Genomic DNA, 16,646 nt, shown 5'->3' with positions numbered 1-16,646 from the left:
ACGCAAAATATTTTCGGCGGCGCGTCGCGCCTGCACGACGGCAGGACGGCGCGGCTATGGCAAAACCGCATCGGGCAAAGCCGTTACAGCCGTGCGACAGTCCGTCGCATTGATTGACTATCGGCTGTGCCGTGCCTAAATCGCGGCGCATATCTGCCCATGTGTCCGTTGGACCCATGGCCCCCTCATTGTCAGGAATTTGCATGTTCGGCGCACTCGCCAAGTCTATCTTCGGATCGTCCAACGAACGTTATGTGAAATCGCTGGGCAAGGTCATCGACCAGATCGCCGCCTTCGAACCGACGATCCAGGCGATGAGCGATGATGAACTGGTGAGCCAGACGGCGCGCTTCCGTGAGCGCCTGGCCAATGGCGAAACGCTGGACGGCCTTCTGCCCGAAGCTTTTGCGACCGTCCGCGAAGCGTCGGTCCGCGTGCTGGGCATGCGTCACTTCGACGTCCAGATGATCGGCGGCATCGTCCTGCATCGCGGCGAAATCGCCGAAATGCGCACCGGCGAAGGCAAGACGCTGGTGGCGACGCTCGCCACCTATCTGAACGCGCTTGAAGGCAAGGGCGTCCATGTCGTCACCGTGAACGACTATCTGGCCAGCCGTGACTGCGAATGGATGGGTCAGGTCTATCGCTTCCTGGGCCTCACCACCGGTGTGATCGTGCCCAACCTGTCGGAAGACCAGCGCCGCGAGGCCTATAATGCCGACATCACCTATGCGACCAACAACGAACTCGGCTTCGATTATCTGCGCGATAACATGAAGTTCGATCGCGGTGCGATGGTCCAGCGCCCTTTCAACCATGCGATCGTCGACGAAGTCGATTCGATCCTGATCGACGAGGCGCGCACGCCGCTGATCATTTCCGGTCCGACCGACGACAAGTCGGAGCTGTATGTCGCGGTCGACGCGATCGTGAAGCAGCTGATCGAGGAGGATTATGAGAAGGACGAGAAGCAGCGCACGATCACGCTGACCGAAGACGGCACCGAGAAGATCGAGCGCCTGCTGGAGGCCGCCGGCCTGCTTCAGGGCAATAATCTCTACGATTTCGAAAACACCCAGGTCGTCCATCACGTCAACCAGGCGCTGCGCGCGGTGGTGATGTTCCGCCGCGACATCGACTATATCGTCAAGGACGGCAAGGTCGTCATCATCGACGAATTCACCGGTCGCATGATGGACGGTCGCCGCTGGTCGGATGGCCTGCACCAGGCAGTGGAAGCCAAGGAAGGCGTCCAGATCGAGCCGGAAAACCAGACGCTGGCGTCGATCACCTTCCAGAATTATTTCCGCATGTACCCCAAGATTTCGGGCATGACCGGCACCGCTTCGACCGAAGCGACCGAATTCTACGAAATCTACAAGATGAACGTGGTCACCATCCCGACCAACCGTCCGGTGCAGCGCGTCGACGAGGAAGACACGTTCTACAAGAATCTGGAAGACAAGTTCCGGGGCATCGCGCGCACCATCAAGGAACATGCTGAAAAGGGTCAACCGGTGCTGGTCGGCACCGTGTCGATCGAAAAGTCGGAAATGCTGTCGGAATTCCTCAATCAGGAAGGCGTCAAGCATGCGGTCCTGAACGCGCGCTTCCACGAGAGCGAAGCCCATATCGTTGCCCAGGCAGGCCGCAAGGGCGCGGTGACGATCGCCACCAACATGGCTGGCCGCGGCACCGACATCAAGCTGGGCGGCAATCTGGAGATGCGGGTCGAGGATGAGCTGCGTGATATGCCGGAAGGCCCCGAGCGCGAGGCGGCGATCGCCCGTATCGAGGTCGAGATCGAAGCGGAGAAGCAGGAAGTGCTAGCCGCCGGCGGCCTGTTCGTGCTGGCGACCGAGCGGCACGAAAGCCGTCGTATCGACAATCAGCTGCGCGGCCGTTCGGGCCGTCAGGGCGATCCCGGCCTGTCGCGCTTCTACCTCAGCCTCGACGATGACCTGATGCGCATCTTCGGGCCGGACACGATGTTCGCCAAGATGATCCGTTCCAACCTGGAAGATGGCGAGGCGCTGCCCCCGTCCAAGTGGCTGAGCAAGGCGATCGAGACCGCCCAGCGCAAGGTCGAGGCCCGCAACTACGACATCCGCAAGCAGGTCGTCGAATATGACGATGTCATGAACGACCAGCGCAAGGTGATCTACGAGCAGCGCAGCGACATCATGGACGCCGAAACGGTGGACGATGTCGTCACCGACATGCGCCATGAGACGGTCAACGACCTGGTCGGCGCATCCTGCCCGCCGGGCACCTATCCCGAACAATGGGATATGGAGCGGCTGAAGCTGCGCACCGCCGAAGTGCTGGGTCTGGAGCCCGATTTCGACGCTTGGCTGGCTGAAGATGCCGTCGATCCGGAAATGATCGAGGAACGGCTTGCCGGTCTGGCCGACGCGGCCATTGCCGAGAAGACGCAGGAAGTTGAGGCGGCCGACTGGCACATGATTGAGAAGAGCATCATGCTCCAGAGCCTCGACCATCACTGGAAGGAGCATCTCTCGACGCTCGACGCGCTGCGCCAAGTGGTGCATCTGCGCGCTTATGCGCAGAAGACGCCGATCAACGAATATAAGCAGGAAGCCTTCGCCCTGTTCGAGCGCATGCTGGAAAATATCCGCGAGGACGTGACCAGCTCGATCGCGCGGGTGCAGTTCCGCATGGAAGCGCCGCAGCCGCAGTTCGACCTGCCGGTGCTGCCGGACTTCATCACCACCCATATCGACCCCTTCTCGGGCGAGGATAACAGCGCGGATATCGATGGCAGCCAGCTGGCGGGGATCACCACCACCATTCCGCGCGCGCCGGTGGACAATGTCGCGCCGGGCGAGTTCACCAATCTCGACATCAGCCGCAACGCGCTTTGCCCCTGCGGTTCGGGTCAGAAATACAAGCATTGCCATGGTGCGCTGAGCTAAGGCGCGACCACAGGCGAGAAACAGGGAAGGGCGTTGCCGATGGCAGCGCCCTTTTTTTGTTTTGGTCCTGCAATGAAAATGGGGAACTCTTGCGCTGACAGGCCGTTGCGCATTGCGCCTGTGCGATGCGGACCGGATGTTCCGGCGGAAGGAGAAGGGCATGAGAAAATTTGCGATGGTATTGGCCTTGGCTGTGATCGCGGCCCCGATTGCGGCAACTGCTCAACATCCGCCCGGCCATGGGCAGAACAAGCCTTCGCACAATAATGGCAACGGTCCCGGTAACAAGCCGCCGGGCCATAATGGCCGACCTGGCCCTGGCGCGTCCCATGGCAAGCCGTCCCATTCCGCCTCCCATGGCGGCAAATATTACCCCGACCAGCATTATCGCCCCGGTTCGTCGCGCGATCGCTATCGCATCGACCGGAACACGCGGGTCTATCGTGGTGGTAATGGGCGCTATTATTGCCGTCGCAATGATGGATCGACTGGCCTGATCGTGGGCGCCGCCGTCGGCGGCCTGCTGGGCAATGCGCTGGGTGACGGCGATTCCGGCGTGCTGAGCACGATCCTGGGCGCGGGCGTTGGTGGCGCGCTGGGCCGCGAGATTGATCGCGGCAACGTCTATTGCGAATGAGCGATCATCGTTAACGGAAAGATGGCGCCGCTGGTCTCTCGATCGGCGGCGTTTTTTTTGCATGATTTGCATGGTGATAGCGGAAGCGGTGTCCGCATTCTTGAGGTTTCAAAAAGTTCCATGATTTTAAAATATGCCCTAATATACAGATAGTTAAATGCCATATTCGTCTTGTGAGGTGCCTTGACGGCTGGGCGCATTTAGGATTTTATGTTGGTCGGGAATTAATTGTGCCTTTGCAGATCAAGCCGCTGACAGCGAGTGCCGTCGAAGCGTTGAAACCCAACCAGCAAGGCAATCGACGGGTCATGGTCGGCGGTGAGCGCTGCGAAGGCTTGCATATCAGGCTAGAAGGGAAATCTAAGGTTTGGGCTCTGCGCATTAAGGTGGGAGAGAAGCGGCGGGATATCGGGCTCGGTAGATACTTATCAAAGTTTGGTAAGCGGAGTGCCGAGGCCTGGCTTGATCAATTGCCGCCGAGCGCTGTTTCCAATGAGATGGCCAAGCTAGACGGCCTTTCGCTCGCCGAGGCTCGGGTTGTCGCCCGAAAGCTGCGGCTGCATTACAGGGCCGCTGGTATTCTCATGTCGCCCACCGAGGCAAAGGGTGAACTGCTGGAAGGTCCGGCAATCTCTAACTGTGAACCTCAAGCGAGCACCCATAGCTTCAAAGAGTGCGCTTCAAACTATATATCTGCCCAGCAAGTGGGGTGGAAGAATTCTAAGCATCGACAGCAATGGATTAGCACTCTCACTACATATGCGTTCCCATACATTGGCAACACTGATGTGCGCGCGATAGACACTAAGATGGTTCAGGACGTTTTATTGCAGTCGGTGGGGAGCGGAAAAATATTTTGGGAAGCGAAGACCGGAACAGCGTCTCGATTAAGGGGGCGTATCGAATCTGTGTTGGATTGGGCCAAGGTGAATGGGTTTAGAGAGGGGGATAATCCCGCACGTTGGCGAGGGCATTGATCTGCCCGCCGCTGAGTGGCCCAGAGACTATGATAGTCTGGACCACGAAAGGGACGATGAATGCCGAGCAAGAAGCACAAGCCGGAAGAAATTATCGGCAAGCTGCGTGAAGTTGAGATTGTTCTGGCGCAGGGAGCCTCGACAGCAGAGGCGTGCCGCGGGATCGCAGTCAGCGAGCAGACATACTATCGCTGGCGCAAGGAATATGGTGGCCTGAAGACCGACCAGGCGAGGCGGATGAAGGATCTGGAGAAAGAGAACCAGCGGCTACGCCGGGCGATTTCGGATCTGACGTTGGACAAGCTGATCTTGCAGGAAGCTGCCAAGGGAAACTTCTGAGCCCCGCGCGGCGGCGGCGCTGCATCGATCAGTTGCGACGAGATTTGCCGATCCGGGTGTCCGAGCGACGGATATAGAGGTGGCCTGGAGAATCTGCACACTGAGATAATTGGATTTTCTGCCTCGGAGCAGCCAGGAAGGCTGCGAGACAGGAGCAGAGAATGAGCAGACGACCCCGGCGCAACCACAGCCCGGCATTTAAGGCGAAGGTGGCGCTTGCCGCGATCAAGGGCGAGAAGACGCTGGCAGAGCTGGCGCACGACTATGATCTGCATCCCAACCAGATCACGACGTGGCGCACGCAGTTGCTCGAAGGGGCGGCGGGCGTGTTCGGCTCGGAGAAGGCGTCGGACGAACCGGCCGTCGACGTGAAGACGCTTCACGCCAAGATCGGCGAACTGACGCTGGCCAATGATTTTTTGGAAGGCGCGCTCGGCAAGGCAGGTCTGTTGCCGAGCGCAAAGCGATGATCGATCGAACGCACACCTTGCCGGTGAAGCGGCAGGCGAAGGAACTGGGGATCAGCCGGGGCAGTGTCTATTATCTGCCGCGGCCGGTTTCATCCGAAGACCTCGCAATCATGCGTCGCATCGACGCGTTGCATCTGGAGTTCCCGTTCGCAGGAAGCCGGATGATGCGCGACTTTCTTCGTCAGGAGGGCATCACGATCGGCCGCTGCCATGTCGCGAGCCTGATGAAGAAGATGGCGATCGAGGCGGTCTATCGCCGTCCCAGCACTTCCAAGCCGGCACCAGGACACAAGATCTACCCCTATCTCCTGCGCAAGCTTCCGATCGTGAGGCCCAATCAGGTTTGGGCGACAGACATCAGCTACATCCCCATGGCCAAGGGGTTCGTCTATCTCGTCGCCATCGTCGACTGGTTCAGCCGCAAGGTTCTCAGCCACCGGATCTCGATCACGCTGGAGGCCGACTTTTGCGTGGAAGCGCTCGAGGAAGCCCTGGCGCGCTATGGCAAACCGGAGATTTTCAATACGGACCAAGGCAGCCAATTCACGAGCCAGGCCTTCACCAGTGTGCTGATGCGAGAAAAGATTGCCATCAGCATGGACGGCCGCGGCGCCTGGCGCGACAATGTCGTGGTCGAGCGGCTGTGGCGCTCAGTGAAGTACGAGGAAGTCTACCTGCACGCCTACGCATGCGTCAGCGAAGCGCGCAGTTCGATCGGCCGATACCTGGGCTTCTACAACGCCCGGAGACCTCACTCGAGCCTCGGCGGACGTACGCCCGATCAAACCTACTTTGACAATCTGCCACAGGCCGTGGCAGCGTGAATTGGCCGCGACTTGCGGGGCGTCACTCCGGCCGGGCTACGCCCGACCTCCATGACGCCCCGCAGGCAGCAGCTTGAACAACCAAACCGCAGACGATCCACTTATCAAACGTCAAAGGCTGTTCAGACAAACCGAGCCACTTCTGGGAATGCCTGGCACTCATCGTTGCCCGGCAGCTCAAACACGAGGATGTGCTGGCGGCGCTGGCTGACCTGTTCATCTCGCGTGGGCCACCAGCGCATATACGATCCGATAATGGTAGCGAGTTTATCGCGACCGCCGTCCAGAAATGGTCGGGGCAGATCGGCGTGAAGACGCTCTATATCACGCCGGGATCACCATGGGAGAATGGCTATAACGAAAGCTTCAATGGGTCGCTTCACGACGAACTGCTCAACGGCGAGATCTTCTACAGCCTCGCTGAGGCCAAGGTGCTGATCGAGGCATGGCGGCGGCATTACAACACCGTTCGCCCTCACAGCAGCTTGGGCTACCGACCGCCGGCACCGGAAACGGCGACACCGCCATATCCGGCCTCCGGTTCCGCTTCGCTCCACCTCCGTCCGGATATGGCGGCGATGGGCTTAATCCACTAACAAACCAATCGGGCCACTCGGTGGGGGCAGATCAATTCAGGACCACGCTTTTCAAACCAGCGATGATAAGAGCCGTCGACCTGTACGAGTTCGCCACGGCGGGGGCGGGGCTTTCTCGATTGATGGATCCTGGGCTTCCGACCGGCACGATCTTTCCAAAGGCCATCCGCCTTCATCCATTTACGGAGCGTCTCGACCGAAAGCCTTTCGCCATGATCTTCGACCAGCTTTTCGTGTGCTAGGGTCGGACCGAAGTCCGCGTATTGCGACCGAACAATTCCGAGAATGCGCTCTTTCTCGCCGTCGGGTCGCGCTCGGTTCCTATTGCCGTATTTTTTGTTAGCGTCCGCGCTCGTGGTGTAATTTCCGGTGTAGATTGAGGTGATCGCATGGGGTTGGGCATGCCCAACCCCATGCGATTTCGAACTCGGTGGCCACCGGGCTCATCGGTAAGGTGGAGTTACCACACTTCACACGCCCACCGAGGAGTTGATCCCGATGACCGACGACAGACTACCGCTTGCCGAACTGATGGCGAAGACCGGAGATGGAGATTTCCTGCGTACGATCGCCGAGAGCGTATTGCAGATCATTATGGAGGCCGATGTCGACGGCCTGGTCGGCGCTGGCCGCCATGAACGATCGGGCGAACGCACGACCTGGCGCAATGGCTACCGCGACCGCAGTCTCGATACCCGGCTCGGCACGCTCAACCTCAAGATCCCCAAGCTGCGGACCGGCGCCTACTTCCCCGGCTTCCTGGAGCCGCGCAAGACTGTTGAGAAGGCGCTGGTCGCAGTAATCCAGGAGGCGTGGATTGCCGGGGTCAGCACCCGGCGCGTCGATGAGCTGGTGCAGGCGATGGGCATGACCGGGATATCCAAGTCCTCCGTGTCAAAGCTGTGCAAAGACATCGACGAGCGCGTCCATGCCTTCCTCAAGCGCCCGCTCGCCGGTGACTGGCCCTACCTCTGGCTAGATGCCACCTACCTCAAGGTGCGCGAGGGGGGACGGATCGTCAGTGTCGCCGCGATAATCGCCGTCGCCGTCAACACTGAGGGCAAGCGCGAGATCGTCGGCCTGCACATCGGCCCTTCCGAAGCCGAGCCCTTCTGGTCGAGCTTCCTCAAGGACCTCTCCCGCCGCGGCCTGACCGGCGTGAAGCTGGTCATCTCCGATGCCCACGAGGGCCTCAAGGCAGCGATCACCCGCGTGCTCAGCGCCACCTGGCAGCGCTGCCGCGTCCACTTCATGAGGAACGCGCTCGCCTACGTGCCCAAGGGCCAAAACACGGTTGTTGCTGCTGCGATCCGCCAAGTCTTCCTCCAGCCCGATCATGCGGCCGCAACTCAGGTCTGGCGTCAGGTCGCCGATCAATTGCGCGCCAGATGGCCCAAGCTCGGCGCCTGCATGGACGATGCCGAGCACGACGTGCTCGCCTACATGACCTTCCCCGAGCAGCACCGGGTCAAGCTTCACAGCACCAACCCGCTGGAACGCCTGAACAAGGAAGTGAAGCGCCGCGCCGATGTTGTCGGCATCTTCCCGAACGAGGACAGCATCATCCGCCTCGTCGGTGCCGTCCTGCTCGAGCAGAACGATGAATACCAGCTCCAGCACCGCTACATGCAGATCGAGGGCATGGCCGCCCTTGCCACACCCATAACCGAGGAGGTTCAGCCGCTACAGATTACACCCAAGGCCGCCTGAAAATGCAGCCCGATGGCCAGCACCGAAATTACACCACATTGACGGACGTGACCTATTTTTTCGAGATCAGTGCTTCCTGACCAGACTCCCGGAACCGCTTGATGAGTGCGAACATGTGCGATCGTGACACACCCAGCGATGCCATCAAATCGGACGCTTTGAGTTCCTGGTGTTGATTTCCACTGAGAAGTGACCCGGGTTTTCCATCGAGAAGTGACCCGTCTGCGGATTATGTTTCGGGTGTCATGGGTGGGTCAACCCGTGGTTTTCTCCTTTGGGTTCTGGCCTGCTTGGCAGAGCTGTTTTTGAAGCGGAAGCTATCGTTGCCGGTCTCCAGGATGTGGCAGTGATGGGTAAGCCGATCGAGAAGCGCCGTGGTCATTTTGGCGTCGCCGAACACGGTGGCCCATTCGCTGAAGCTCAGGTTTGTGGTGATGATGACGCTGGTGCGCTCGTAGAGTTTGCTCAGCAGATGGAAGAGCAGCGCGCCACCTGAAGCACTGAACGGCAGATATCCAAGCTCATCCAGGATAACGAGATCGGAGTGCAGGAGGCGATTGGCGATCTGACCGGCCTTGCCCTGTGCTTTTTCCTGCTCGAGCGCATTGACCAGTTCGACCGTCGAGAAGAAGCGGACGCGCTTTCGATGATGTTCGATGGCCTGGATGCCCAGCGCCGTTGCCACATGGCTCTTGCCGGTGCCAGGACCGCCGACCAGCACGATATTGTCGGCGATGTCGATGAAGTCGCAGCGATGCAACTGACGCACTAGAGCTTCATTGACCTCGCTACTGGTAAAGTCGAAGCCGGCCAGATCGCGATAGACAGGGAAGCGCGCGATCTTGAGCTGATAGGCCACAGACCGAACCTCCCGTTCTGCTGTCTCGGCTTTGAGCAACTGGGAGAGGATCGGGATGGCGGCTTCGAAGGCTGGAGATCCCTGTTCCATGAGATCGGTGACGGCCTGCGCCATGCCATGCATCTTGAGGCTGCGGAGCATGACGACGATGGCGCCGCTGGCAGGGTCATGACGCATGACGCTTCTCCTTGCGCAGATCATCATAGCGTTCGACATTGGCCATCGGCTCGCTGACCAGTTTGAGCGCCTGGGGCGCCGTCACCGGCGGCGTGGAGATCGGTTTTCCGTCGACCAGCCTATAGAGCAGATTGAGGATATGGGTCTTGGTCGGAACGCCAGCCTCCAGCGCCATGGTGACCGCCGTCAGCACCAGTTGCTCATCATGATGAAGAACCAGCGCCAGTATTTCGACCATTTCCCTGTCGCCGCCGGGATTGCGCAACAGATGTCGCTGCAGACGCTGGAACGCATCGGGTAGCTCAAGGAAGGGCGCTCCGTTGCGCAGGGCGCCGGGTTTGCGCTGCACGACCGCCAGATAATGGCGCCAGTCATAAACCGTATGACCTGGACCGTCGTGAGAGCGGTTGATGATGCGCTGATGTGCGCAGATTGGCTGCCCCTCGGCGACGACCTGGAAGCGATCAGGATAGACGCGCAGGCTGACAGTGCGATTGGCGAAAGAGGCCGGTACGCTGTAGCGATTGCGCTCAAAGTGGATGAGGCAGGTCGGCGATACCCGTTTGCGATATTCCACAAAACCATCGAAGGGCCTGCCCGCAACCATCAGACACTCAAATTCATCGGCCCAGGCATTGGCAACCGACCCGGGTTCGATCCCGTGAGAGATGTCCTCCCATAACGCCTTGCAGCGCTCCTCCAGCCACAGGTTCAGCGCATCAAGGCTCTCGGCCTGCGGCGTGGGTTGCCACAGACGGTGCCGCGCATCCTGGACATTCTTCTCGACCTGCCCCTTTTCCCATCCCGCAGCCGGGTTACAGAACTCGGCTTCGAACAGATAGTGGCTGACCATCGTCAGAAAGCGTGCGTTGACGGTGCGTTCCTTGCCACGCCCGACCTTGTCGACGGCCGTGCGCATATTGTCATAGATACCCCGGCGCGGCACGCCGCCCAGCACGCGGAAGGCGTGATTATGGGCGTCGAACAGCATCTCATGGGTTTGCAGAAGGTAGGCGCGCACGATGAATGCCCGGCTGTAACTGAGCTTGAAGTGCGCGACCTGCAGCTTGGTCCGAACCCCGGCAATGATTGCCCAGTCCTCACTCCAATCAAACTGGAAAGCTTCCCCCGGCGCGAACGACAGGGGCACGAATGTCCCACGCCCGCCAATCTGTTGCTGGCGCCGATAATCTTCGCGCCAGTCCCGAGCAAAAGCGGCAACCCGGTTGTAGGATCCTTCATAACCCAGGCTCACCAGATCGGCGTGAAACTGCTTGATCGTGCGCTTCTGCTTGCGCGATCGGCCCATCTCGCGCCGCAGCCAGGCCGCCAGATGCTCAGCAAATGGATCCAGTTTGCTTGGTCGATCAGGCACCTTGAATCGCGGATCGATCGTCTCGGACCGCAAATATTTGCGGATCGTGTTGCGTGATAGTCCGGTGCGCCGCGCTATCTCCCGGATCGGTAGATGATCGCGAAAATGCCAGCGCCGGATAACGCTCAATAACGCCATGTCCAACACTCCATATACCCTCGCTTGCCAAAGCCAGGGACGAGTTCAACATGGGTCAATTCTTAGTGGAAATTTACGCCCTACCCGGGTCACTTCTCAGTGGAAATCAACATTCCTGGCGGAGATAAGCTCGGATCGCACTGTTTTCGTATGTTTCCTCATCATTTAGAGGCTCGCATTGGTCGTCGTTCGACATTCTCAAACCTCCTCAAGCCCGGTTGGATGTCCGGGGCGGTGGGAAGCCAGAGTCCAGTTTCGAAGTTGCGCAGGAGTCCGGTTTCGAACTAGCTCCTACAAATAATGTTCCTGCCATTTAGAGAAGTCACAATCTCTGCCATTTAAAAATGTCACACGCTCGTGGACAGCAGGGGCTGCGTGGAGCCATCCACACAGCGCAGCGCAGACCCTGCTGATGCGCTGACCTTGGGGTAGTGGACCATGGACCCGCTGCTCTGCAGTGGGCCCGGTCATGCCCTTTGCACGAAGCTGAGCGTGCCGCGTTCGCGCAACGCCTCGTCACTGAGCCTGGGACCGCGTTTGAGCTTTGAACCACCCAGTTTGCGGCGGTCAATCTTTGGCGGCGGTTCTGGCTCGGGGAAGAGATGCAGGGGCTGGTCGCGGCGGGCAGGGGCGTCGTTATTGCGCTTGCGGTGATGCGGCATGATGGCCTGCATCTGTTTGGCCAACATCAGCGCCGCGTCCAGATGCTTATTCTCGACAATAGCAGGCTGGTTGACGTGCCGCATCTTATCGAACGGACGATAGGGCAGGACATGGCCCTCATGTTCAATCTCCAGCCGACCGTCAGGATATTCGCACACTGTCACCCGCTTGCGCGCCAATGCTTTGCTGATCGCTGTCGGCTCCAGAATGAACATCACCTTGTTGTAATGGAGCGTCAGCGCCGCCGTTACTGTCCGCTGCTCCCGCCAGACCATGATCGAGCGCAAATCGTCATGCGGGGCGAGGGGACGGTGCAGGTCGCGCACGTCAAAGGCGGGGCGAGCGAACCGCGCATTATGCCGGGCCATATAGCTGTCGAGAAAGACGTTGGCCTCCTCGATCGACGATATGCCTTCCAGACGCATCGCTTTGACTAGGCGATCCTGCAATGTGGCATTGGCCCGTTCGACCCGGCCCTTGGCCTGCGGCGAGTTGGCGCAGATAATCTCGATGTTCAGCGCATCCAGCGCACGTCCGAAATGCGTCATGCCATCGCCGCGTGCTGCGCTGGCTTTGGCGTTCCGAAACACGCTGTGCTTGTCGGAATAGAAGGCCACCGGTTTGCCGTGCCGCTCGATATACTCCCGCGTCGCATCCATATAGGCGAAGGTGCTCTCGCTTTCGGCCATTTTGAGGTGCATCAGTTCGCTGGTCGCATCATCAATATAGACGAGCAGGGTGCATTGCGGCCCGCGATCCTCGAACCACCAGTGCTTCGACCCGTCGATCTGGATCAGCTCGCCCCGGCAGTCGCGCCGGTAGCGTGGCTGATATGGGCGAGGGCGCCGGGCTTCGCGATCCTTCCACAACCCGGCCTTGATCATGAACTGGCGCAACGTCTCGCAGGCCAGATGAATATCGTGCCGTTCGGCCAGATACTCACGGGCCAGCGTGGGGCCGAAATCATAATAATGCTCACGCACGATCGCGACCACGCGCTCCCGAAAATCATCGGCATAGCGCCGGTTGCTGGGCCGGCCGCGCTTGGCTGACACCAAGCCGGCAGCACCTTCGGCTCTTAACCGATCCAACAGCCGATAAATTTGCCGCCGCTCAATGCCTAAAAGCCGCGCCGCATCCGTCGGCCGCAGCTCCCCACGATCCACGCGCATCAAGGTATCGAAACGCGAAAGCTCGCCATCGCTCATCACCAGCACCGCCATTATCGCACATCCTCCAACGCGAAGGATGAACATGACAGCAGCGCTCCGCCGATGATCCAAACTGTGTCATCTCTATCTAGCGGGGGTGTGTCATTTCTAAATGGCGCTTACAAATAAAATGGATGATAATATATATTATGTTAAATCACGGATTGGATGGATGGGAGATATTCCTCCTCATTCATCTCAATCCTCCAGGATGCGGCTATGGGCTTTGGTGTCGCGCATGCGGACATAGACCGTCAACGAGATCGCGATCATGACGCTGACATAAATATAGAAAGCGGATTCCATCCCAGACTGCTTGAACCAGAGCGCGACGAACTCGGCCGTGCCGCCGAACAAGGTATTGGCGAGCGCATAAGGCAGCGCGACGCCGAGCGCACGGATATGCGCGGGAAACAGCTCGGCCTTCACCACGGCATTGATCGAGGTATAGCCGGTGACGATCACCAGGCCCGCCATCACCAGCAGCCCAGCGACCAGCGGATCGCGCGTCACCGCCAGCGTGGCGAAGATCGGATAGGTGCAGAGCACGCCCATGATGCCGAAGCCGATCATCAGCGGCTTGCGCCCGATGCGATCGGACAAGGCGCCAGCCAAAGGCTGCAACAACATGAAAATAAACAATGTTATCCCATTGATTTCCGACGCTGTTTCACGACCGAAGCCGGCCGTATTGACGAGGAATTTCTGCATGTAGATGGAATAGGCATAGAAGGCGATCGTGCCGCCGGCAGTCAGCAGCATCACCGTCAGCGTCTCGCGCGGATGGTTGGTGATGAGTTCGATGAAGCCGGACTTGGGGGCGCCTTCGGCCTTGGCCACTTCATAGCTCTGGGTTTCGGCAAGACCGCGCCGCAGCCAGAAGACGATGACCGCCAGCGCGCCGCCAATGGCGAAGGGAATGCGCCAGCCCCAGGCGTCAAGCTGCGCCTCCGTCAGGATAGACTGGAGCAGTAGCAGCACGCAGATCGCCACCAACTGCCCGGCAATCAGCGTCACATATTGGAAGCTGGAATAGAAACCGCGCCGGTCCTTGCCGGCCATTTCGGTGAGATAGGTCGCGCTGGCGCCATATTCGCCGCCGATCGACAGCCCCTGCATCAGCCGGGCCAGCACGAGCAGCAACGGCGCGCCGACGCCGATCACCTCATAGCCCGGCGTCACCGCGATCAGCAGCGATCCGGCACACATCAGCGAGACCGACAGGGTCAGGCCGCTCTTGCGGCCATGGCGATCGGCATAGACGCCCATCAGCCAGGCGCCGATCGGTCGCATCAGGAAGCCGACGGCAAAAATGCCGGCCGCGCTCAGCAACTGGGCGGTGCGATCCTCGCTCGGGAAGAAATGCGGCGCGAAATAGAGGGTGAAAGCGGCATAGGCATACCAGTCATACCATTCGACCAGATTGCCGGTGGAGCCGCCGATGATCGCCTTGAGCCGGGCTCGTTTGTCGGGTGCGCCACCCTGCCCCTCATGTGACGTCATGGCGTCAGCACCATTTCACCATTTTCAACGCTCCAGCTTTTGAGACGGGACAGCATGTTCATGCCGATGACATTGACGTCGCCCAGCGCCGGCGAGACGACGACCTCGACATCATTGGCGCGCAGCGGCCCAACCGTCAGCGTCGAGATGCTGGCGCGGCGCGCGTCGATCTTGCCATTGGCGGTGTTGAGCGGGATCGCGGGCGCATTCATGTCGATATTGAGGCCGGTGGCGCGGGCGGTATTTTCCGAAAGGGCGGTGATGGTCGCGCCACTGTCGATCAGGAAGCGCGCGGACATGCCGTTGACCATGCCCTCCACCCAATAATGGCCGTCCGGCGCGACCGGAATGCGCACCACCTGCCCATCGGACTGGATCGGCGGTGGGGCCGGCGGCGGCGCGGGCTGTGATATGGCTTCGGCACTGTTCTGCGGCTGGAGCAAGGCCCCCTCCTCCGCCGCGAACCGTGCCGGCATCAGCCCCGCCTTCTGGGCGAAGGTGAAGAGGCCGAGCAGCGCACCGAAGATCAGCACCCAGAGCAGCGCCATCCGCACGAAGCTGCCCAGAGCGATGCGGCGGCCAATGAGCGCAGAGCCAACCAGGACCAGGGCGAGCAGATACCAGATGCTGGACATCGCCTGATCCGTGCCGTCCATCAGTGGGGTGCTCCGTCGTTGAGGTCGATGACCAACCCGTCATAGCCCGGCTCCACGCCTTTGGGGAGCGTGGCGCATAGAGTGGCATAATCCATGCTCTGGTCCATATGGGTGAGGATCGCGCGACCGGGCCGGGTTGCCATGATCCCCGCCAATGTCATCTCCAGATGGGCATGGGTGGGATGCGGCCGGGCGCGCAGCGCATCGACCACCCAGATGTCGAGATCATCGAACAGCGCCAGCATATCTGGGGTTATGGCATGAAAATCCGTCGCATATCCGACATGACTATCATCATGACTGAAACGAAATCCAGTCGAATAAATGTCGCCATGCGGCATGTCGGTGCAGGCAATGTCGATATCGCCGATCCGCAGCCCATCGGGCAGGTCATGCGGGACGATGATCGGGGGATAGCCCCCCCTCCCCGCAAAGGCATAGGCGAAGCGGGCCTGGAGCAGGCGCATCGTCTGGGCACGGGCATAGCCGGGGATCGGGCTACCGCGATGGTGGAACAACTGGCGAACATCGTCGATGCCATGGCTGTGATCGGCATGGTCATGGGTCCACAGGATCGCATCGATGTCGATCACGTCGGCGGCCAGCAATTGCGCCCGTAGGTCCGGGGATGTGTCGACCAATATCCGGGTCGTCGCGCTTTCCATCAGGATCGAGACGCGGCTGCGGCGGTTACGCGGCTCGGTGGGATCGCAGGCGCCCCAATCATTGCCGATCCGGGGAACGCCGGAGGATGTGCCGCTGCCAAGGATGGTCAGCTTGAGGCTCATGGCTGCGGCCGGCCCTCGATCTTGGCAAAGAGGCGCAGGAAATTGGCCGAGGTGGCCGCCGCCAGATGCTCGATGCTCTCGCCGCGCAGATCAGCCAGGAAGCGCGCCGTGTCGGCGACGAAGGCCGGTTCGCACGACTTGCCGCGATGGGGCACCGGGGCGAGAAAGGGCGAGTCCGTTTCCACCAGCAGCCGGTCGAGCGGCAGGCGCGCCGCCGTTTCCTGCAGATCCTTCGCGCTCTTGAAGGTCACGATTCCCGAAATGCTGATGTAGAAGCCAAGGTCCATCGCCGCATCAGCAAAGGCACCGCTGGCGGTGAAGCAGTGGATGACGCCGCTATAGGCCCCCTTCCCCATTTCGTCCCGCATGATCGCCAGCGTATCCTCTTCCGCTTCGCGGGTATGGACGATCAGCGGCAGGCCGGTCTCGCGGCAGGCGGCGATATGACTGCGGAAGCTCTTCTGCTGCCGCTCGCGATCGCTATGGTCGTAATAATAATCGAGGCCCGTTTCGCCGATGCCAACGACGCGCGGATGGGCCGCGCGCTCGACCAGCTTGGCGGTGTCGACGTGAGGATGCTCGTCCGCCTCATGCGGATGAATGCCCACGGTCGCCCACACATCCGCCTCACGCACCGCCGTGCCCAACACATCGTCCCACTCGCTTTCGCGGGTGGCGATGTTGAGCATCAGGTCGACGCCGCGCGCGCGAGCGCGTTCCAGCACATTCTGCTGATCCTCGATCAACCCCTTGTAATTGAGGTGACAATGGCTGTCGATCAACATGG

12 protein-coding genes and 3 pseudogenes are annotated in these 16,646 nt (G+C 60.2%); 7 read left to right on the top strand and 8 right to left on the bottom strand.

Annotation, left to right across the window (positions count from 1 at the left end; genetic code table 11):
- Positions 1 to 203 precede the first annotated feature (203 nt).
- The 6 genes and pseudogenes from secA to VHN57_RS07555 form a co-directional block, all read left to right on the top strand.
- Complete coding sequence (secA, locus tag VHN57_RS07580) at positions 204 to 2,936, top strand: preprotein translocase subunit SecA (protein WP_278987358.1); 2,733 nt, start codon at positions 204 to 206, stop codon at positions 2,934 to 2,936.
- A gap of 160 nt (positions 2,937 to 3,096) precedes the next feature.
- A complete protein-coding gene (locus VHN57_RS07575) occupies positions 3,097 to 3,573 on the top strand; it encodes a glycine zipper 2TM domain-containing protein (RefSeq protein WP_278987356.1) in 477 nt (158 codons plus the stop codon).
- Positions 3,574 to 3,803: 230 nt separating this feature from the next.
- Positions 3,804 to 4,550 (top strand): phage integrase central domain-containing protein, encoded by a 747-nt coding sequence (locus VHN57_RS07570; RefSeq protein WP_287429804.1) that lies wholly within the window; start codon positions 3,804 to 3,806, stop codon positions 4,548 to 4,550.
- Positions 4,551 to 4,610: 60 nt separating this feature from the next.
- Positions 4,611 to 4,963: pseudogene (locus VHN57_RS07565) on the top strand (transposase); the annotation flags it as partial.
- An 87-nt stretch (positions 4,964 to 5,050) separates the two neighbouring features.
- Positions 5,051 to 6,183 (top strand): IS3 family transposase gene (locus VHN57_RS07560; RefSeq protein WP_148564904.1). Its coding sequence is split into 2 segments (ribosomal slippage): positions 5,051 to 5,312 and positions 5,312 to 6,183, totalling 1,134 coding nucleotides; the frame shifts between segments, so codons are not numbered across the junction.
- Between the two features lie 146 nt (positions 6,184 to 6,329).
- Positions 6,330 to 6,779 (top strand): annotated as a pseudogene (locus tag VHN57_RS07555) (integrase core domain-containing protein); the annotation flags it as partial.
- A gap of 38 nt (positions 6,780 to 6,817) precedes the next feature.
- On the opposite strand, the pseudogene VHN57_RS07550 reads toward VHN57_RS07555, so the two are convergent.
- Positions 6,818 to 7,045, bottom strand: a pseudogene (locus VHN57_RS07550) (ISNCY family transposase); the annotation flags it as partial.
- 232 nt (positions 7,046 to 7,277) lie between these two features.
- Here VHN57_RS07550 and VHN57_RS07545 point away from each other — a divergent pair.
- A complete protein-coding gene (locus VHN57_RS07545) occupies positions 7,278 to 8,489 on the top strand; it encodes an IS256 family transposase (protein ID WP_099231114.1) in 1,212 nt (403 codons plus the stop codon).
- A 229-nt stretch (positions 8,490 to 8,718) separates the two neighbouring features.
- Here VHN57_RS07545 and istB read toward each other — a convergent pair whose 3' ends face one another.
- The 7 genes from istB to VHN57_RS07510 all read right to left on the bottom strand — a co-directional run bounded on the left by istB (position 8,719) and on the right by VHN57_RS07510 (position 16,644).
- A complete protein-coding gene (gene istB, locus VHN57_RS07540) occupies positions 8,719 to 9,525 on the bottom strand; it encodes an IS21-like element helper ATPase IstB (protein WP_069338825.1) in 807 nt (268 codons plus the stop codon).
- A complete protein-coding gene (istA, locus tag VHN57_RS07535; protein ID WP_423283371.1) occupies positions 9,515 to 11,038 on the bottom strand; it encodes an IS21 family transposase in 1,524 nt (507 codons plus the stop codon). Before istA ends, istB begins: the two co-directional genes overlap by 11 nt.
- Before the next feature lie 467 nt (positions 11,039 to 11,505).
- The gene (locus VHN57_RS07530; RefSeq protein ID WP_063976827.1) at positions 11,506 to 12,924 is read right to left on the bottom strand and encodes an ISNCY family transposase; all 1,419 of its coding nucleotides are present in this window, start codon (positions 12,922 to 12,924) and stop codon (positions 11,506 to 11,508) included.
- Positions 12,925 to 13,110: 186 nt separating this feature from the next.
- The gene (locus VHN57_RS07525; RefSeq protein ID WP_278988435.1) at positions 13,111 to 14,415 is read right to left on the bottom strand and encodes an MFS transporter; all 1,305 of its coding nucleotides are present in this window, start codon (positions 14,413 to 14,415) and stop codon (positions 13,111 to 13,113) included.
- A complete protein-coding gene (locus VHN57_RS07520; protein WP_037523265.1) occupies positions 14,412 to 15,071 on the bottom strand; it encodes a retropepsin-like aspartic protease family protein in 660 nt (219 codons plus the stop codon). The genes VHN57_RS07525 and VHN57_RS07520 overlap by 4 nt, the downstream gene beginning before the upstream one ends.
- Positions 15,071 to 15,859, bottom strand: coding sequence for an MBL fold metallo-hydrolase (locus tag VHN57_RS07515; protein WP_278988437.1), 789 nt, complete (start codon positions 15,857 to 15,859; stop codon positions 15,071 to 15,073). The genes VHN57_RS07520 and VHN57_RS07515 overlap by 1 nt, the downstream gene beginning before the upstream one ends.
- Complete coding sequence (locus VHN57_RS07510) at positions 15,856 to 16,644, bottom strand: TatD family hydrolase (protein ID WP_423283368.1); 789 nt, start codon at positions 16,642 to 16,644, stop codon at positions 15,856 to 15,858. Before VHN57_RS07510 ends, VHN57_RS07515 begins: the two co-directional genes overlap by 4 nt.
- Positions 16,645 to 16,646: the final 2 nt, after the last annotated feature.

This window comes from Sphingobium salicis subsp. salicis, from assembly GCF_049472635.1.
GTDB classification, from domain to species: Bacteria; Pseudomonadota; Alphaproteobacteria; order Sphingomonadales; family Sphingomonadaceae; genus Sphingobium; species Sphingobium yanoikuyae_A.
Note: the sequence above shows the minus strand (reverse complement) of the source record. Positions and strands in the feature narration are given on the sequence as shown.